The 19,619-nt window shown below is 46.0% G+C and carries 13 protein-coding genes; all 13 read right to left on the bottom strand.

Annotation, left to right across the window (positions count from 1 at the left end; genetic code table 11):
- Position 1: 1 nt before the first annotated feature.
- The 13 genes from IEX80_RS11420 to IEX80_RS11360 all read right to left on the bottom strand — a co-directional run bounded on the left by IEX80_RS11420 (position 2) and on the right by IEX80_RS11360 (position 19,619).
- Positions 2-1,591, bottom strand: a complete 1,590-nt coding sequence (locus IEX80_RS11420; protein WP_188832968.1) for a sodium:solute symporter family transporter — start codon at positions 1,589-1,591, stop codon at positions 2-4.
- Positions 1,592-1,599: 8 nt separating this feature from the next.
- Complete coding sequence (locus IEX80_RS11415) at positions 1,600-2,679, bottom strand: Gfo/Idh/MocA family protein (RefSeq protein WP_176622997.1); 1,080 nt, start codon at positions 2,677-2,679, stop codon at positions 1,600-1,602.
- A gap of 23 nt (positions 2,680-2,702) precedes the next feature.
- Positions 2,703-3,341 carry an L-rhamnose mutarotase gene (locus tag IEX80_RS11410; protein WP_217633187.1) on the bottom strand — a complete coding sequence of 213 codons (639 nt, stop codon included), beginning with the start codon at positions 3,339-3,341 and terminating at the stop codon, positions 2,703-2,705.
- Between the two features lie 107 nt (positions 3,342-3,448).
- Complete coding sequence (locus IEX80_RS11405) at positions 3,449-5,371, bottom strand: hypothetical protein (RefSeq protein WP_229701604.1); 1,923 nt, start codon at positions 5,369-5,371, stop codon at positions 3,449-3,451.
- A gap of 9 nt (positions 5,372-5,380) precedes the next feature.
- Positions 5,381-6,265 (bottom strand): sugar phosphate isomerase/epimerase family protein, encoded by an 885-nt coding sequence (locus IEX80_RS11400; RefSeq protein ID WP_090531617.1) that lies wholly within the window; start codon positions 6,263-6,265, stop codon positions 5,381-5,383.
- Positions 6,266-6,268: 3 nt separating this feature from the next.
- Positions 6,269-7,669: an alpha/beta hydrolase family protein gene (locus IEX80_RS11395; RefSeq protein ID WP_188832967.1), complete on the bottom strand. Its 1,401-nt coding sequence runs from the start codon at positions 7,667-7,669 to the stop codon at positions 6,269-6,271.
- Between the two features lie 282 nt (positions 7,670-7,951).
- Positions 7,952-9,082: a sialidase family protein gene (locus IEX80_RS11390; protein ID WP_188832966.1), complete on the bottom strand. Its 1,131-nt coding sequence runs from the start codon at positions 9,080-9,082 to the stop codon at positions 7,952-7,954.
- Between the two features lie 7 nt (positions 9,083-9,089).
- Complete coding sequence (locus IEX80_RS11385) at positions 9,090-9,815, bottom strand: DUF3826 domain-containing protein (protein ID WP_229701603.1); 726 nt, start codon at positions 9,813-9,815, stop codon at positions 9,090-9,092.
- Between the two features lie 13 nt (positions 9,816-9,828).
- The gene (locus tag IEX80_RS11380) at positions 9,829-12,585 is read right to left on the bottom strand and encodes an alpha-L-rhamnosidase (RefSeq protein ID WP_188832965.1); all 2,757 of its coding nucleotides are present in this window, start codon (positions 12,583-12,585) and stop codon (positions 9,829-9,831) included.
- Between the two features lie 3 nt (positions 12,586-12,588).
- Positions 12,589-15,375: a glycoside hydrolase family 2 protein gene (locus IEX80_RS11375; protein WP_188832964.1), complete on the bottom strand. Its 2,787-nt coding sequence runs from the start codon at positions 15,373-15,375 to the stop codon at positions 12,589-12,591.
- A gap of 8 nt (positions 15,376-15,383) precedes the next feature.
- On the bottom strand, positions 15,384-16,841 hold the full coding sequence (locus tag IEX80_RS11370) for a sialate O-acetylesterase (RefSeq protein ID WP_229701602.1): 1,458 nt from the start codon (positions 16,839-16,841) through the stop codon (positions 15,384-15,386).
- Positions 16,841-18,676 (bottom strand): sialidase/neuraminidase family protein, encoded by a 1,836-nt coding sequence (locus tag IEX80_RS11365; RefSeq protein ID WP_188832963.1) that lies wholly within the window; start codon positions 18,674-18,676, stop codon positions 16,841-16,843. Before IEX80_RS11365 ends, IEX80_RS11370 begins: the two co-directional genes overlap by 1 nt.
- Positions 18,669-19,619, bottom strand: a complete 951-nt coding sequence (locus tag IEX80_RS11360) for a glycoside hydrolase family 43 protein (RefSeq protein WP_229701601.1) — start codon at positions 19,617-19,619, stop codon at positions 18,669-18,671. Before IEX80_RS11360 ends, IEX80_RS11365 begins: the two co-directional genes overlap by 8 nt.

Raw genomic sequence — 19,619 nt, 5'->3', positions numbered from 1 at the left:
TTTAATGTCCGTTGAAAATGAGGTATAAAGCAATCATGACTATCGAGAGCAGCAGCCAGGCTATTTTTACACGCCGGGTAGGTTTTGCAGTATTTTCTGCTTCGGATTCTTCGGCCACGTAAACAGCCGGTGTTTTATCAAGCAGAGAAATCAAAACGGCAGATGCCGCCAGGAAAACAAATATGAAAAACGACAGCATCAGGTAATGCGGCCAAAAACTGTACTTATCGGGAGGTAACACCCACAGGTAAACCACACCCGTACCCAAACTAAAAGCCGAACCAGCCGAAAGAATAATATTTACCGCTTTGCGGGTAGTCCGTTTCCAATAAACGGTAAGCAAAAAAACTACAGCCAAAGGCGGGGCGATAAAACCCAGTACCGACTGGAATACATCGAACAAATTAAGTCCTTTAATACTGTCGATAGCAAGGGCCATACCTATTGCAAACAAACAACCGCCAATTACGGTGTAACGCCCTACCCTGATGAGATCTTTGTTAGTGGCGTTAGGATTGATCTTTTCGGCGTAGATATCCATCGTAAACACTGTGCTCAGCGAGTTTAAGGACGAGCCGACGGTACCTATCAAAACCGCTATCAATACCACAATAATTAACCCATTCATTCCCGGAGGGAAAAGATTAGTAACCATGGTCATATAAGCTAATGCAGGATCGCTCAGATGTGGAAACAGGATAAAACACAAAATGCCTGTGAGGATAAACAGCGGCAGCGATAATATTTTGAGCCAGCCAATGAAGTTAACGCCAAGCTGCCCCTGCTCCAGATTTTTAGCGCCCAATACCGATTGCACCATAGCCTGATCTGTACAGAAAAAAGCGACAGCCGATACCGGGTAGCCCAGCAAAATTGCATACCATGGATATTTAACATCGCTGGCCGGATGGATGAGGTTCCAGTAATTTGCAGGCGTTTGATGGAATACGGCTGATAATCCACCTGCTTTGTTTACGCCCAAAACGGTTAAAGTGAGCGATACGCCAATGAGCAGCAGCATCTGGAAAACATTTACTTTGGCGATGGCCTTCAAGCCACCTGTAAAAGCGAATAAGCCTGCAAATGAAACAAGTACAATGACCGATTGCCACATGGGAATGCCAAGGATCTGTCTTACTAAAAATCCACCGGCAAACAAACCTAACGATAGCCATGAGATCAGCATTTTGATGAGGGCATACCAGGCCAGGATATTACGGGTTGAATCTCCGTAACGGTTCCCCATAAACTCGGGCATGGTTGATACTTTTGCAGCAATATATTTTGGCGCAAATACCAATGCCAGCAACATCAGAAAAACAAAAGCATACCAGTCGAAATTAACGGCAACTATGCCCGTGCTATAACCGATACTAGCAAAAGCCAGCAGCATGGATGGCCCCACATTAGTGCCCCACATGTTAAAGCCAATGCTCGCCCAACCTAAAGATTTATTGGCGAGGAAAAGCGTTTCGTCGCTTTTGTTTTTATTACTAAAGCTGGCACGAAACCCGATTATCATCAAGATAACCAGGTACACGGCAACCACCGAGTAATCCAACAGTGTGAGGCGCGATACGATATTGCTCATGCCCAGGATCATGCGCTTAACTCGTTTACGGTTAAATTAAACTCAGTAAGAATGTCATCAACCTTTACAGGCTTACCAGTTTGCAATGATCTGTCCATAGCCTGAAGCAGGGCAATAGTGCCAATACCTTCTTTAATATCGGGATAAGCGGTATAGCCTTCGGTAATGCTATCGGCAAAGTACTCGAGGTAGTTTTGATACTCGCCGGCGTGGTGGCTTTTGCCCTCAAACCTGAAGTAGTGTTTCAGTTTATGTTCCCAGGTGATGATGCGTTCTTCGCCGGTATTATCGGTGATGGCATAACGCAGGTCCATGTAATCGCCCTGACTACAGCCTTCGGTACCACGTAAAATACAGCTCATTTCACTGTCGCGGGTAACGGGTTGCACCGGACCAGTGTAACAGCCACTAACACGTGCAATACGGCCATCCTTTGCTTTAAAAATAAAGTGCATGGTGTCCGGGTTTTTCAAACCACCTTTGGCGCCGTTAGCGCTCAGCATACCGTAGCCCATTACCTCTTCAATCTCCGGCAAATACCAGCGAATAAAATCAACCGGGTGACTTAAGCCACCGTACAGCCATTTAAAAGCTTGTTGTAATGACCATGGCTTCTCTAAAAACCAACGATGATCGGCATGGTAATAAGCCTCAACCGTGATCAAATCCCCTATCAAACCTGCCTCATAATCTTTACGCTGCTTTTTCATCGGTTCAAAAAAGCGCGAACTCTGACCTACAAATACTTTTTTGCCGCTTTGCTCAACCAATTCAAGCAGCTCGGCAGCTTTGCTCAAATCATCGATAAATGGTTTGGTACATACTACATGTTTACCATGCAGCAGAGCCTGTTTAACATGTTCGGCATGCAAGTGATCGGGTGTGTAAATGGCAATGATATCTATTTCGGCATCATCGAGCATGTCCTGGTAGCTGGTGGTGTATTGATGAAAGTTAAACTCCTCCGCGCGGTGTTTGCACATTTCAATATTCATATCGCATACCATTTTTAGTTCAAGCTTTTCACTTTTCAATACTGCCGACATGGTACTGCGCCCTTCGCCTAATCCTAATATTCCTATTTTCATTTTTATATCTTATTGCTGATGCTTTAATTAGTATGGAAAGGTTTAAATTCAATCCAAACCGCGCCCGATTTTGTACCGGGAATGCCTTCCTGGTATTTCTTCATCAGGCGGTTCCATTCATCTACTCTTGGATTATTCTCTGCGGTTTTGGGGTTTAGCTTATCAAGGCTTTCCCCTTTGGGTATGCTGATGACCAGCATTAACTGCCTGCCGTTTTTGAACACGAGCAGTTGCTGAAAATTGGCGTTACAAAAGCCCTTCGCTACCTCGGGCCAGTTTTTAAACTGCGTGGCGTGGTAGCTTAAATATTCCTGCTGAAGCTTTGGGTCACTAACCAGGTTAGCAGTCATGACTATATTTTCCCATTGTTTAGAGCTAATGGTATCCGCGCACATTTTCCGGTTAAATGAGTAGAAAGGTTTTTCGTAGTATTTGATCGAGTCTTCGGGATAAGCCTTCTTTATTTCCTTAAGTGCATCTTCGGGATTGGGAATGTGGAGATAAATGGTAACATGATTTTTCCATTTACGGATATCATCCACATCATTCAATATGCCCTTGGTCATATCGTAAATGGGATCCGGATCGAAGTTTGCCCTATCATGAGCTATAACTTCAATAACAACCGGCCGTGCAATCAAATGCGGTTTCGTTGTAGCCATCGTATCTGTTCTGCCGGCTTTGTGTTTAACCGGAAAATCACAGCCGCTTATCGATATAAAAAAAGCGCTGCAAGCGGTTACGAGCATCAAATATTTCCTCATTTGCTTCATTCTGTTTTATGATTGATGGGCCAGTTGTCCCGGTTTGTAGATTTATATTTAAGCAAGTATTTGTAAGGTGCTTCCAAACCCGCGGCGCTCTTTATGGCAGCATCAACCTGCGGACCGTTATTTTCCCAAACATTACCGGGACCGTTGGCATTTTTCAGGAATTTATCTGCCGGGCACCAGTTGTTTTTTATGGTGATGTACGACGAGCCTTCGTCTGTGTACAGGTAAAACCAATGCTGGGGGTCATGCGCATAAGGGGCTTTGTAAATGCTGTCCACATAGTTATCACTGATAACCGAACCGGGTTGTGCCGATAGTGTATAGATAGCAGCCACATCGTACATATTGCGGGCATAATGGTGGATTTTATTGGCCGTGATACTGTTATCGCCCAAGGCGTTAACAATCTTGGTCCAGCCCCAGCCCATGCTGACGCCGGTGTAGTTTACATCGCAAACCTCGTTATGCGTTATGCTGATACCCCTAACATAACCCGCGCCGATGCCGACACAGCCCCAGTCTTCGTTAGTAGTATTGGTGATTAAATTATTGGCAATGGTATCATTGGTGCAGATCTCCCGTTTATCGCTTGGGTTATAAGGCAGGTGCACTTCCTGTGCTTCATCCGAATAAACGCCATCAAGGATCGCGGTGCCGCCAATATCTTTAAACAGGCTGCCTTTAATTATATCATTATGTGTGCCGCGCTGAAAATCCAGTCCGGTTGAAGCAATATGTTCAAAACCACAGCCATCAAATACAATGTGCGACGCATAAGCCACCTCAACAGCAGCCTTTGGCCGGTCTACCCATGCCTGGTTTTCCAATCCTTTTTTATCCGGCGTACCGGGAATTTTCAGTTTGTAAGCATCCAGCATATACATGCCTGCCTGGTGCGGAACCAAACCCTCTCTTGAAGGACGAAGCCAGCTGCTGTGTTCAAAACTGATATTTTTAAAGCTGAAGTAGTTTATCGGGTTATCAATGACACCCTCTATTTTCACCAATGTTTCCAGTTGAGGAACAGTTACCGTGGCCGTTTGCAGATCTTCGCCCTTACGGGGTATATAATAGATTTTATTAGCCTTCCGGTCATGATACCACTCACCGGGTTTGTTCAAAAAACTGATAGCATTACTGAGATAAAACGCTGAGTTCCCTGTTTTTTTAGAGATCCAGGGTGCGGGCCAGGGATGCTCTGACTGGATGCGGCTTTCGGGCTGATAAAATGATAAGCGGGCACTATCTCCCATCATTTTAACCGCCTTAACCCGTAAAATAGCGATAGCCCACCACTGATGAATAAACATCTCCATACCCTTAAGGTGAGACGTATCCGCAGAGGCTGGCCACGGGATTACACAAGTTTGGGTTTTATGATTCCAGGAAAGGATGCGGTTCATAAACGGTGCTTCGGTATCCCGGGCTCGAATGGCCTTTTCATTATTCACCCATAGCTGCCTGAATTGAAAAGGTTCATCGCCAATCATTGGTGCATCAGCAACCCATACTTTACCTTTGGCTTCCGCAGGCAGACCGGGGATTGCATAATCAACTTTATGCCAACCACTTACTTTAATGCCTCCACTTAAAACAGTTTTACCTATGCCCTCGCCTTCAATAATAGTTGGGCTATCGGCAGTACCAGAATCTTCAGGGCGGATAAATAACGGTTCATCTAACGTATAAACTCCAGCCGCGACTTTGATATAAATGCCACCTTTTATTGATGGATCGTTTAGCCGTCTCAGTTCACGGGCTTTCCTGATGGCCATGGCTACAGTTGCCAGCGGCTGTTCGCGGGTGCCGGTATTTGTATCGGAGCCTTTAGGCGATACCCAGATTTCGGCCGCAAAGAGGCTACCTGTCAAACTAACATTTAACAGCATTAACAAAACAACTATGCGGCGGATATTCATTTACGTTAATTACTTAGCCTGAAATATTGATTTTACATAGGTGGTATTCGCGCTGAAATTCCACTTTACGTTACGCGGGTCTTTGGCATCGCGCGAGCGTTCAATCACCAGCCAGCCTGTCCAGCCCATTTTATCTAAAGTGGCTTTTACCCGCTCCATATTGATTTTAGGATCGTTTTGCAGCCAAACGCCATCATCGTTGGTACAATGGATCTGAATGATGTATTTTTTACCCAATATCCGAAGCTCCTTATCCAGGTCGCGGCCGTTCCTGATGGCGTTTTCAAAATTGAAATAGCTTTTAATGGCCGGCGAGCCAATATCTTTCAATAACTGCAACTCGCCTTTCGCATCCAGCGCTGTTTCAATACCTATCACCACACCGGCCTTTTCGGCTATTTTGCCAACCTCTTTCAGGCGGGAAACAATAGCCGGGCGTAATTCAGGAAATTTTATAAGGTCGCCTTTGATACCCATCGGTAAAAAGCCAACTTTAACGCCCATTTGCATCATGGTGTTGATGCAATCCGTAACTGCCTTAACCGCGGTTGGACGTTCGGCAAATGATTGGGCGAAAAAACCGGTCATGCCCATGGATGGGATTTCCAGGTTCAGCTCTTTTGCCTTGTTCAGGAATACATTTCTGATCGAATCATTCGCTAATTGGTTATCAAAAGTTTCACGATCTCCAAGGCCGCCCATATCTACTTCTACCCCATCGGCACCAATCTCCTTAGCCAATTGAAATGCACCTAACTTTTGCCGTTTAAGGATCATCAGATCAACTACAGCCACCTTATAGCGTTGTTTTGATGCAGTTTGAGCCATTGCAGGAACACTGCAGGCACATACCATTAATACAATCCAAAAACCTGATATCAATCTATTTTTCATAACCTATTTTTTTATTGCCCGCGCAAATACTTTCTCCAACTGATCAAAACCTTTTATTGCATTTGCGGGAAGTTTTTCGCCCTTGTCGCCAAATACATACATGGCAGGTTCTTTTTCGATGGTGACCCTTTGGTCATCGAAATTGCCGCTGCTGTCTTTAATTTTATTAAGATCCAAGTGAAAGTTTTTAGCTACGAAAGCATATAACGCGGTCCTTTTTGACGGACCGAAATCATGCCCCTCGTTTGGCAGGTGCACATTCTCTACCTTATCTGTAGCTCCGTAATAGCTATATATTTTCTGGAGATAAGGAAAATCATGCTCGGGCATATTAGCTGTCCAGTCCTGCCCGTCCGAGATCAGGAGTTGAGGTCTGGGTGCTGCCATGGCTGCCAGTTCTACGTTGTCGGTTCCGTTGCCGCATTGATGGATAGGCATGCCGCTTTCGCAAGGGCATCCCCCGTAAAAATAAGATGACACCGACACAGCCGGGGCGCTTAGTTTGATCCGGTCATCCAGTGCCGTCATTAAAACGGTATGGCTTCCGCCTCCCGAGCCGCCGCTAATGCCAACGCGTTCCGGGTCGGCTTCTTTAAGTGAAAGCACATAATCCAGGATCCGGATGGCGCCAAGCGCCTGGATGGTCTGTGCCAGGCTGCGGCGATGATCTTCATCCTTAAATTGCAGCAATGATTCGCCCCAGGCAAAAAGATCATAACTGTAAGCCATCGCTCCCATCCGCGCCAGCGACGCGCAACGGATCTGGCAATCGGCCCGGTAACGCTGGTGTTCCCAGTGCCCGTCCGGACATAGTATCACCGGGATCTTGCCTTTAATTTTCAAAGGCTTGTATAGCGAACCATTGATGTACAAACCCGGCAAAATTTCGATAGCGATGTTCTCAACCGTATAACCGTCAAAGATTCGTTTAGGGGTGATGATTGGTTTTGACGCAGGCTTAGCCGGCAGAGGCGATAGCTCCAAAGCTTTGTAAAGCTCCGGCTTCAGCATGGCCTTACGTTGTTCCCAGGTATCACGGTCGTGGTATTGGGCAGCTATCCTGTCAAGCTCTTTCCAGCCATCACTTACCGACCAGCGGAAGTATTCATATTCTTTAAGCTTATACCTGCCGGGAGCCTCTTTATTCACCTTCAAATCGAGCGGGGTAAGGATGTTGACAAGTGTGGTATCCACATTGGGCCGGAAGCGCCATTGGGCATAATTAACCCATTTGCCCTCAACCTGGGCGGTAGTGTATCTGATCTTTACATGATATTTGTCCTGCACTTCATCAAGCACCTCCTTCAGGGTTTTCCTGTACATAGCATCGGTAGTTTGCTGCGCATGGGCGGCAAACCACATTGCTGTGAGGCAGGTTACCAGTATGTAGATCAGTTTTTTCATTGTTTTATTTTTTTGTAGAGACGCATAATTGTGTCTCCCGTGTGCCAGTCATATTCGCTTATCCTAAAGGAGACGCATGTGATGCGTCTCTACATTTTACCGTATTATCACGTCCCATCAGGGTCTCTTGCAGAGGACCCTGATGTACACGCCATGCAAATTCACTGTTCATACGGAGCTGTCACCCTGAGCCTGTCGAAGGGTCGCGCGTAAAGGCCCTGCCCACCATGCTTCGAGAGCCTCAGCATGACACCCCGTTAATTTGCTGCCATTTCCTCCACCTTACAAATCCTTAGTCTCCCCAACCGGTACCGGCGGCGTATAACCATCCACCTTTGGCCAAATACCATCCTTTATTTCCTTCATTTCCAATTTCGACGGATCAATAACAACATGTTTTATCTTTTGCCTGCGCCAGGTGTAAACTACATGCACCATACCATCCGAAGCTTGAATCACCGATGGGTAAGAATACTGGCTGATTGGTGAATCCTCCAGGATCGACGCTGCGTACCAGGTAATACCATCTTTAGATACAGCGACATTTAATGGCGTGCGGGCACCTTTAGCCAGGTTTCCCGGGGGCAAAACATGGTTATAAACCAATAACTGGCGGCCATCTTTCAAGGTCACCACATCAGTACCGGAGTTGTTATTCGGCAGACTGGTCTTTTCCAAAGGCGACCATGTTTGTCCCCCATCTTTGGACCATGTGCTCAATATCGCCCTGTTCTGACTGCGGCAAAGTGCCTGCAGCCGGCCATCTTTATAAGTTAAAATACTCGGTTGTATAGCTTTCATATCCTTGCCATCGCTGATAGGGCCTATCATTGTCCAGTTTTTACCGAAATCTTTGGTGGCCTCAAAATGCACCTGCCATGCTTTGCCTTCGGTACTTACCGGACTTAACAGCGTGCCGTTTTTAAGCAGTACCGGTTTGTTTTTGATCGGCCCTAAAAAGCCATCGGGCAAGGCTTTTTGCTCTGACCAGCTGATGCCACCATCTTTAGATGTTTTTACAAAACCTTTCCATTTTGCAGGGCTCGGTCCTATTTTGTAGTAAAGCTGTAATTCGCCTTTGGGCACCTGGTACAACACCGGGTTCCAGCAGGCATAGCGTAAAGTATCGTTCTGGATGCCGTTGGCTACGTTGATACCTTCTGTCCATTTGCCCTTAACAAACCTGCTAACCCAGATACATACATCAGGGTTGCGTTCTTTAGTGCCGCCAAACCATGAGGCCACAAGGCCGGTTGGTGTTTCGACTATGGTTGCCGCATGGCATTCCGGGTACGGTGCTTTATCATATATAAACTCATCCTTCACAATCCCCTTGCGCCATGGATTTTGAGCAAAGGCAGTGATCATGAATAAACAGCTTACCGCACCGGCGAACAAGATTTTTTTTAACATAGTACAATTATTTTTGGTTGGCGGCTTTATCCTTTGCTGCTTTGTCAGCAGCTTTTTTCGCGATGATGGCTTTAGTATAATCACCGTATAGCTTGTGCCAGTTACGGCCGTTGCTGTTGAGGTATTGCTCGTTTTTGGTTTTGTAAATCTCAAAAATGGCCGATACCTGTTTGATATTCTTAAAATCGACAGCCTGTTCGCGGGCCTGCTTCAGGTTAGCGAGGATCGCTGCTTCTTCAACAGGTGTCAGATCCGGTACAATCGCTTTATAACCGGCCAGTGTAAAGGCTACCTTACCAATGGTGTATTTATCAAGTACGGCTTCAACCTGTTCTTCGGTAAGGTCGTTACGCAAACCAGCCATGAGGTTTTCATGTACCGATTTTGGCAGCGACGAATTAATGATAATCTGCCTGTCCATAGTGCTCAAAGCTTTGCCGGTAGCCGGATCAATACCTGCCGGTACTGACTCATACGAATGACTGTTATTCCAGTCGCGGATGGCTTTGAGGTGGGTTGCAATTACATTTTTCACCCGGGTAGCCTTTGCTGTGTCCGTAAGCGATAAGGAGGCAACCCAATCCGAGGCTTTCTTATCCACTTCAGCATCGGCTTTGGCCAGTGCTTCGGGAGATGGAGCTGCTTTGGTTGCCTGTTGTCCCTGGGCTTTCAACGTGCATGACAGCGATAATAAGACTATCAGCATGACACCCATCCTATTTAATTTTTTCATATCAAATGTTGCTTTAATATTTTACTTCAAAATCATAATCGCCCGAACCAATATTGAGCACGGCTCCACCATTCTCCATTTTTACCTGTTTAATATCTTTTATAGCGGATACGTTCTTCCCGCCCTCAGTTACTTCATTCATATTTTTTGCCGGCACATAAACCAATGCCGAACTATTTGGCGGCACAGTAACATGCCAGCTAAAACTTCCCTTAGTATGGGTATAACTGCTTTTCACAATACCATAAGCCGTTTGGTATGAGGTATTAACACTATCTAAACCATTAATAATTGCAGGCTGCATAACCACTTGTTTAAAACCGGCATTTACCGTTTTTATCCCGGCTATGTCCTGATAAAACCAGGCAATAAGATCGCCAAGTAACATGATGTGGTTGCGTGAATTCATTGCCGGATTGGCGGTATCGCCATTCCATAACTCCCAGATGGTAGTAGCACCCCTTTCGGCCATATAACCCCAGCTTGGGTAAGTGGTATTGGAAGCTATTTTCCAGGCCAGATCGGGGCGGCCAAATTCGGTAAGGCCGCACATAAGCCATTGGGTACCGATAACGCCGGTACTGATATGATCATGCGCTTCGTTGATCTTAGCCACAATATTTTTAAATACTGCCTGTTTATTGGCTGTTGGCGTGATCCCGAAATATAATGGCAGCAGGTTGGCGGTAACTGTATTGTTGCTGTATTTAGATGTGGCTTTATTAAAATACTTATCGTTAAACGCCCTGACTACATTTTGCTTCGTACTGGCAAAAAACTGTGCATCAGCAGGTTTATGCAACATTGTCGCAAACTTTTTCATCAAGCCGGACAAGTGATAGTAATAAGCTGTAGCTATCAGCTGTCCGTTAGTATTCAATGATGAATCTTTGGCGTGGATCAGCTCTAACGATTCGGGGGGTACACACCAGTCGCCATATTTATCCTTGGTGACGATGTTATTTTTCATGTACTTGACCCGCATATAGTCCATCCATTTTTTCATGGAGGCGTAATGCTTTTCAATGGGCGCTTTATCGGCAAACTGGCGGTAAAGCATATCGGCCACCAGGATATAAGTGCCGGGCCAGGTCATGTTATCGCTGTAGTAATTCCAGTAAGCCGGGGCTACATCAGGTATTGCACCATCCGGCCTTTGCGATTGCGCTATATCATCCAGCCATTTAGCATAGAAATTACCGTTGGCAAATACAAAGCTTTCGCCAAGCGAACCTACCGCCCTGTCGCCCAGCCAGGGCATGCGTTCGTTACGCTGAGGGCAATCTACAGGCATACCTTTGTAATTGCTCAGGATGCCCCAATATGCATTGTGATAGATCTTATTGACGATGGCGTTAGATGTTTCAAAATGACCGATGGTCGGCAAGGCATCGTAAATCACGTGCCCCTCAAAATCGGTTAATTCGGGTTTACCGGGATAACCGCTGATCTCTACATATCGGAATCCATGATATACAAATACCGGGTGCCAGATCTCTTCTGCTCCACCTTTAAGTATATAAACATCAGTTACTTTAGCATCGCGAAGATTTGCAACATAAAGTTCATTGTTGGGTTGCAGTGTTTCCGCATAACGAAGGGTTACTTTATCGCCCCGGTTTCCTTTTACACGCATCTGTACCCAACCCGCCATGTTTTGCCCCAGATCCAGGATCCATACATCTTTTTTAAGTTGACTGATGCTGACAGGCTTAACGGTATCCATCACCCTGATCGGTTCATTCATCTGCGCGTCAAGCTTGCCACCGGGAGCCGGCACCAGCTCGGCTTTAAGCCATTGGCTGTCATCAAAACCAGCACTGTTCCATCCCGGAAATTCTTTAGTGGCATCATATTCTTCGCCATCATACTCGTTATTGGTGCGGATGGGGCCATCGGCAGTAAAATGCCAGTTGTCATCGCTTATGATGGTTTGCTTTGTCCCGTCAGTATATTCCACCTCCAGTTGCAGCAGCATTTTAGGAAACCCAAATTCTTTGATCTTTTTAGGCTTATATTTTGGCCGCATGGTAAAATAACGGCCGTTGCCCAATACCGTTCCGATGGCATTATCGCCTCGTTTCAGATAACCCGTAACATCAAAAGTATTGTACTTAACCGATTGGGTATAGTCGGTAGGTGCTTCGGCCAAAACCTGGTCGCCGATGGCTTTCCCATTCACATACAGCTCGTAATGTCCCAAACCAACTATATAAGCAGTGGCGCGTTTGATCCCTTTATTTAAACTAAACCCGCGACGGTAATACCGGGCCGAAAGACGAGAGAACTTGGAGATGCTATCCCAGGCAAAACCACGATCGCAACCAATCCACTTAGCTTTCCAGTCAGTAGGGTTCAAAAGCCCTACGCTCCATTTAGCTGGTTGGCTCCAGGCACTTGCTCCATTGTTTGTCCAGACCCTGACTTTCCAGTAACATGCAGCACGGCTGCTCAACACTTTGCCCGCATAGTTGATCATAATAGATTCAGCCGAACTTACTTTGTGTGAATCCCACAAGTCACCCTGCCCTACTGTTAGCTTTTCGGGAGATGAGGCCACTAAAATTTGATAGGCCACCTGGTTGGTATTCCGCGTATCGCTGGTGATCTGCCAGCTAAGTCGGGGCTTACCGGTGCCGATGCCTAAGGGATTGTTCAGCATTTCACATTTCAGGTTTTGCAGGCCGATCCAGGCATCCGCATAGCAATTGCCCAGGCAGGTTAAAATAACCGCCACAGCCAAACCTATATGTGTGCCTAACCTTTTCATCAATTATTTGCCCGAAAAGTCGAAATACAGGTTCAGCGAAAGTGCGTCTTCTATATTCCTGTCGTAATTAAAATATTGGTTTTTTTGCCCGCCCGGACCCAGTTTTTCAGGCTTTTGCGATTTGGTGCCTATCGGCGTTATGCCATGCATAAACGAGATATCGCCCGATGGGAAGGCCGGAGCTGTGTTGTAAACCTTTGCCGGATTTGCAGGTGTAAACAGGCGCATAAAGACATCGCGGCTGTTGCAAACAATGGTTACCGGCTGCCCGGTGGTTTGCAATTTCATCCAGTACAGGTTGGAGTAATAGCCTTTAAATTCGGGATAAACAACTTTGCCCTGCCCTGTTATGGTATTGTTATAAGTTTTATCCCAAATACCAAGCGATGTACCTTTCATACGGTTTTTCCATACCCTGTAAGGGCCATCGCCCATGTAGGTAACACCTTTGATCTCTTTTTCGGGGAAAGAGAAATTAACGCCCATTAATGTGGCATCCTCGCCTGTGGGCCAATATTTAACATCAAGCTGTACCCAGCCCGATGGGTAGATCGTCCACCTCAACAAAGGCTCGGATTTTTTGGGCGGGAATACGGCTTCAACCACGAGGTTATCGCCTTCGTAATGATAGCTGAGCTTTTCAAAACCTGTTTGATCCTGCCCTTCAACTAACACAGGACCATTGTTAAAAGGGATATCGCCCTTGGCGTTTTTCACACTAACCAATATGCGCGAATTGCGGTTAAACGCCAGCTCGATCCCGTTACTGGTTTTCACCTTGTACAGCGAATCTGTTTCAGCAATTACAGCCTTGCTTCCGCCGGTTTTGGTAATGATGCGCTTAGTGATCTTATCATGATTGCTCACCGGGAAGCTCCAGGTAAACAGTTCATGCTTGTTTACGTCAAGGGCAGATACATAAAGCACATCGAAATTCTGCCAATCTTTAGGTAATTGTAGCTGCAGGTTTCCATACTGCCCCGGCGCAACATCTGGTGAAGCAATAGTACCTGTTTTATTTACTGAACTGGCTCCATTAAGTGTTGCCAGTTTATAGCTGAATGTGCATTGTTTAAGACTTGTATAGGAATATCTATTCTCTAAACGTAATGTTCCATTGAATGCCGGAGTTATTTCGCGGGGTTCGAGATAAACCGGGCTCCAGATTTCCTTAATGGTATAATAACTGCCTTCTTTTTCATGGTAAGGGCCAACAATACCATCGGGACCATGATCGCCATCGCTGTCCAATTCTCCGTTTTTATCGGTACGCACCACAGCTTCATCGGCAAAATCCCAGATAAAACCACCTGCCGAAATTGGTGTATGCCACATTTGTTTCCAGAAATCATCCAATCCGGCACCCGCGCCGCCATCGTACAAGCCGTGTAAAAACTCGGTCGGAAAAAATATATCATGACCGTTGATACCTGTATTGGTACCGTAGTCATAATTGATATAATGCTGGGTATTTGTTCCTCTGAAAATCCCCCATGGATGGATTAGCGGGCGTTTTTGAATATCGAGTTCATCAAACCAATGATCGAGGTTAAAATTAAACCCACCCTCATTACCATTGTCCCACAGCACGATGGACGGATGATTGATATCTTTTTCGATCATTTCCTTAGCCAATTTTGAACCAACCACATCATCATAGGCATGGTGCCATCCGGTAAGCTCGTCCAATACAAAAAGGCCCAATGAATCGCATACGTCCAGGAAATGATCATCGGGCGGATAATGCGACATCCGTACCGCATTCATGTTCATATCCTTCATCAACTGAACATCCCCGATACTTACTTTTTTATTTAACGCCCTGCCTGTGGTTGGCCAAAACGAGTGACGATTTACGCCTTTAAATTTGATTTTTGCGTTGTTTACATAAATGCCATCATGCTCCCTCAACTCAACCGTACGGAAGCCAATCCGTTGTTTTACAGCATGAACGGGCTTACCACTTTCATTCAGCGTAAACACCACATTATACAGGTTAGGAAACTCTGGCGACCATAATTTCGGCGAAGCAATATGTGTGCTGATATTGGCAACAGTGTCACCCGCATTAACTTTTATAGAGAAAGGAGCACCAAATTTTTGCCCCGCCAAGGTATACACCTGCCCTGTTACTGTGCCGCTTTTTACAGATACCAGTTTTAGTTGCGCTTTTAAATTACCATTAGCTTTAGCGTCAACGGCATAATAGCTGATGTGCGATTTAGGGGTAGCTTCTAAAAACACCGGCCTGAAAATTCCACCGAAGATCCAGAAATCACCTTTACGTTCGGCCGCGTTTACCGATGCATTGGCGGAGTGTTTGGATACTGTTACCTCTAATAAATTGGATTTACCGTAGTTAAGCAAAGCGCTTACATCATATTTGAAACGGTAAAATGATCCCTGATGAATTGCCCCGGCCGATTTACCGTTTAGCTTTACCTCTGTGTCGGTCATCGAGCCATCAAAAACAATATTGACAGCCTTGCCCTGCCATGATGCGGGCACATTAAACTCATACTTATAAAGTCCTTGCTCCTTACCTCTTAAACTATCCTTAGCAAGACCGTAGTTGCATTTTCCAAAACCCTGAAATTCCCAGTTTGATGGCACCGGGATGGTGGTCCACTTGCCTGAATTGTTGCCCGCTGTACAATAAAACTGCCAGTTTACGGTATGGTCGCTGCCTGTACCCGATAAGAATAACTTTTGTGTTTCCTGGGCATGGCTTACCGACCAGTTGATAACAAACAGTAAAGCAATCCATATTTTAAAGCAGGCAGATTTCATTAGTATATTTAGTTAGCAGTTAAAGTAAATTTCAGTGGGTTATCCGTGCGGAAAGGCGCAGCAGGCAAACCATCTTTATTATAAAAATTGGGCTGAGCCGACTCCGACCAGGCAAAGCGCGCGGCTACAGGTTTGGCAACCGATTGTGCCGATACCTCAACCGTGTTTCTTTTTATTATGGCGGTGGCCGCGACAAAATTTCCGTCGGCACCGGCAATGGTGAAATCAGTAAGTGGTTTACCATCATGGTTTACCAAGCCAGCGCCCACATGATCAAACTCAAGGATGATCTTGTCGCCATTTATTTTCATGTGTTTGTACACCGGGCCCGAAAAAACTACCCGTTGTTTGTAGGTATTGGCAAGCGCCTGTAATTCAAGCCTCCTGCCTACCTCCCATTTAAATGGCGGGTGAATATTTTTAAGGTCATCATTCAAATCGGTAGTGATGATCATCCCCGTATTTGGGATCTGCAAAGCAACGGCCTGGGCTTCGCGCAATTCAGGTTCGGTAAAGGGCGTATAGGTTACAGGGCCTTTTCCCAGGGTGTAGTAATATGGCGCTATTTGTACGTAATAAAATGGCAGCTTTTTATCGCCCCATAGCTTACGCCAGTTGTTGATGAGCGCTTCCATTTTGTAGGTATAACTGATGGTTTCGCCTAAAAAACAAGCACTTTCGCCCTGGTACCATAAAAAGCCCTTCAGCGCAAAGGGGGCAACCGGCTCAATCATTTTGGCGTAGAACTTACCGGGATCACCCTCAATTTTAATGTTGTTGGCCTTAAAATACGGAATGGCATCAAAACCCTCCTGTGATACCCAGGGTTCAATCCTGCTGCCGCTCACCGCCGATGAAATAATACCTACCGGCACTTTCAAATCATGCTGCAGGTTTTTAGCAAAGAAATACCCTGCCGCAGAAAAAGCCCTCAAAGCCGAATCTTCGGCCACACTCCATCCCGAATGGGTAGAATCGGGCTTCAACATATTTTTCTGCGTAACCAGGAAAATCCTGATCTGCGGGTTATGCGCGCGGTCAAGTTCATCAACAGGCGAGTTTGAAGTGCTGGTATCCGGCTTTTTCACTTTGCTATTTTTGCGCATTTCGTACTGCATGTTCGACTGGCCGGAGCAAAGCCATACCTCGCCTACCAGTATATTTTGCAGTTGGATAGTGTTTTTTCCTGATATGGTCAGCGTTGTTGGTATGACGGATGCCGGCATCGCGTCAAGCTTTACCATCCATTTGCCCGCAGCATCGGCTACAGTTGTTTTTGTTTGTTTATTGAACTTTACCGTTACCTTTTCGCCCGGTGAAGCTGTGCCCCAAACGGGCACCGGAGCATTACGCTGCAATACCATATTGTTGCCTAATACTTTGGGCAAAACAACCTGCGCGCCGGCAATCCCAGAACTAAGCAGGCAGATCGTCAACCAACAATATTTTATCAGGCGCAGTATCATTAGTAATTACTTGTTTTAAATGATTTGATGTAGAACACGGCTTGTTTCGCTGCTTCTCCGGCATTTGGCCGGTCGAAATCCTGATCGGTAGGCGTATCGGCATCAGGGAACCTCCTGATATCCCCGGTACGGAACACTACCCGGTTTACGATTAGCACCGGGGCAAAAAACAGGCCCGTAAGCACATCCTTGCCGTTAACATTCACGGTGTAAAAGCGGGTATCAGTATTTAGCTTTATCACAATATGATATTGCGTACCGGCTTCATACTTCATGAAATTTTTGTTCCGATACCCGGCCTTAGTCCTGAACTGGCCTGCCGAATCAAGCGTGAGCCTAATGGCGGCAGTGCCTTTTTCATCCTGAAATTCAATATCCAGCATGCCGGTATTATTTTGCCCGGCTGTGATGGTAAAATCGGTCATTAATTTTTTGGAAACAGGTACAACACGTTCTGCTTTGGCAAAATCAAATGGGTCGCTGTCTTTTAGAGTTAGGGCTCGTTCGCCATCAGGTGACTTATCTATAGCCGCAGGTGCCCATTGCGGACTGTAAGTGTTCCACTTTTCAAGCTCTTTACCCGCTGGTAGTTGGTTAAAGATCTCATTGGCGTGCGCGTCCGCTTTTTCGGTTACCGGTACAGGGATAGATGATACCCAGATGTCCTCCTTGTTCATGCTGTAGGTTACCCAAAGCTTACCATCAGGCGGGTTGCCGTTTCCCTCTTCAATGCCACGCGTATATTGCGGCCCGTATGATTTATAAGCACCGCCGTAACGCATGGTTGTGATCTCGCCGTTAACCAGCAGCAAGTTGGTATAATCCAATCCGTCTTTACTTACAGACAACGCCAGCGGCCAGCGAAACTCCGAAGGATTGTAAACAGTAGCATATTTACCGTCGGATGTGCGCTGTCCCCAGATCTTGGCGTTGGCGGTTACAAAACGCGGCGCGCGGGCGGCATTTGCTGGCCAGGTTTTGCCATTATCGGTGCTGATAGCGGTTAGCGCGTATTTCCAAAGTCCAACCACACGGCCGTCTGGCAGGTGATAAAAGTTAAACGCTTTATAATCCTTATGCAGCGGGATCAGCGGATCTTTCCTATCGGTTTCCTCAACCCATTGCATCATCATCAGCGGGTTTGCCATCAGTTCATCGCAGGCCTGCACAAAACCTTTGTCCTTACTGGTTTTATAAAAAGGATATGAGGTGTTCTTTTCGTTCCATTTTGGATTATAGTGGATAAAATAGATCGGTCCGAATTTACCATTTGGCAATACTTCACGCACTACGCGACCAATGCCCAGACCATCATTCGGATCATCATGACCATCCAGGCAAATCCCATAAAAACCAAGCACCAGTAAGCGTTTTGATTTCGACGTATAAAAACCCATACGCTGGTGCATTACCGAATACAGGTCTTTCGCCACGCCTGGGTGCCCCTCTTTGGTAGTTCCATCAGGAATTTTATACTGAGGAAAAACTACCGTTGGTTTCGACCATGCTTCACCATCTTTTGAGGTTATGAGCAGGGTTTGTCCCGGCGGTACACTTTCACCTACCTTATCGCTCAGGTATTCAACATAAAAAGTATTATTCCAGTAGGCCAGCATCGGCGCATGGTTGTAAGTAAAACCAAACCCATCGGCCAGTTCCGGATGTTCACGGTTAGCCCTGAAGATCTGTTTGCTGTGCACGCCTATTACCGGGGTTAACTGCCCGTGATGATAATCGACATTGGCAACCGTATTGCCGCTGTAATGCACGGTATCCTGTGCATTGGCTATCCCGGCCATCGATATAAAAAACAATATGCTGATGAACTTATTCATGTTTAGCTGCTTTGGTTTGCCCGGCTGCCTGTAAAAGCTGCGCAAGCTGTTTTTTGGTAACCTTAAATATGGTGCCGTGCTTGTGCCCTACCGGTATGCTCACGCTATCGGCCAGGTCGGTAAAAGTTTTAAAGTCGGTTGTACGCATTGCGCCATATCTTTTTAAACGGTACGAATCATAATAAATCAGCCAGTTATCACCGGCTTTGGTCATGCTGGGGCCTTCACTAAAAGGTTCGGTAAATCGCGGAGTATAATTGCTATAAGGCCCCAGAGGATTATTACTAAAGGCCACGAGGATATTACGGTTAGGCCGGGTATTATCCTTTATCACCAGTGCATAATCATTTTTGGCCCGCTTTACGATCTCAGCATCAATTACGCTAAAACCCGGATCAAGGAAAAGCTGTGAGGGGCTGAAAGTTTTAAAATCTTTAGTTGTGGTGTAATACAGTCGGTGATTGTTATTTTCATCCTCTTGTCCCTTCGGAAAGCGGAATGGTACGGTTGAAGCCCAAACAATGATGAAATATTTGTTATCCTCGTCATAAAACAACTCCGGTGCCCAGGCATTCACCGCGGTAGGCTCATTAGCCATCACCTCAATGTGCTCTTCGGCCGACCAGTGGATCAGATCTTTTGAACTGGCATAGCCGATGCCTTTATCGTTTTTCCAGCCGGTTGTCCATACCAGGTGATAAACCCCGTCAGGTCCCTGGGCTATGGATGGATCACGCATGATTTTCGCGTTGCCAACCTCCGGTTTAATGAAAATGTGGTCAATAGCATTCCAGTGGTAAGCATCATAGCTGTACAAAAAGCGCAGGCCTTCATTAGCAGGCTCATGAAATGAAGTAAAAAGGTACACGCTTTTACTTGCCTTGCATGAAAATATCAATGCAATGGCAAATAGTAAAGTGATATGTTTAATTCCTTTTTTCAC

The sequence above is a fragment of the Mucilaginibacter rubeus genome (assembly GCF_014643835.1).
Lineage (GTDB): Bacteria > Bacteroidota > Bacteroidia > Sphingobacteriales > Sphingobacteriaceae > Mucilaginibacter > Mucilaginibacter rubeus.
The sequence above is the reverse complement of the archived record's forward strand: the minus strand, read 5'-3'. Positions and strand labels throughout refer to the sequence as shown.

What these genes read in the sequence shown, in the direction of transcription:
- IEX80_RS11410 (WP_217633187.1), bottom strand. Translation starts at nt 3,341, where the DNA reads ATGGCTACAACGAAACCGCATTTGATTGCACGGCCGGTTGTTATTGAA.
- IEX80_RS11395 (WP_188832967.1), bottom strand. Translation starts at nt 7,669, where the DNA reads ATGAAAAAACTGATCTACATACTGGTAACCTGCCTCACAGCAATGTGG.
- IEX80_RS11370 (WP_229701602.1), bottom strand. Translation starts at nt 16,841, where the DNA reads ATGATACTGCGCCTGATAAAATATTGTTGGTTGACGATCTGCCTGCTT.
- IEX80_RS11390 (WP_188832966.1), bottom strand. Translation starts at nt 9,082, where the DNA reads ATGTTAAAAAAAATCTTGTTCGCCGGTGCGGTAAGCTGTTTATTCATG.
- IEX80_RS11415 (WP_176622997.1), bottom strand. Translation starts at nt 2,679, where the DNA reads ATGAAAATAGGAATATTAGGATTAGGCGAAGGGCGCAGTACCATGTCG.
- IEX80_RS11420 (WP_188832968.1), bottom strand. Translation starts at nt 1,591, where the DNA reads ATGAGCAATATCGTATCGCGCCTCACACTGTTGGATTACTCGGTGGTT.
- IEX80_RS11385 (WP_229701603.1), bottom strand. Translation starts at nt 9,815, where the DNA reads ATGAAAAAATTAAATAGGATGGGTGTCATGCTGATAGTCTTATTATCG.
- IEX80_RS11380 (WP_188832965.1), bottom strand. Translation starts at nt 12,585, where the DNA reads ATGAAAAGGTTAGGCACACATATAGGTTTGGCTGTGGCGGTTATTTTA.
- IEX80_RS11365 (WP_188832963.1), bottom strand. Translation starts at nt 18,676, where the DNA reads ATGAATAAGTTCATCAGCATATTGTTTTTTATATCGATGGCCGGGATA.
- IEX80_RS11375 (WP_188832964.1), bottom strand. Translation starts at nt 15,375, where the DNA reads ATGAAATCTGCCTGCTTTAAAATATGGATTGCTTTACTGTTTGTTATC.
- IEX80_RS11405 (WP_229701604.1), bottom strand. Translation starts at nt 5,371, where the DNA reads ATGAATATCCGCCGCATAGTTGTTTTGTTAATGCTGTTAAATGTTAGT.
- IEX80_RS11400 (WP_090531617.1), bottom strand. Translation starts at nt 6,265, where the DNA reads ATGAAAAATAGATTGATATCAGGTTTTTGGATTGTATTAATGGTATGT.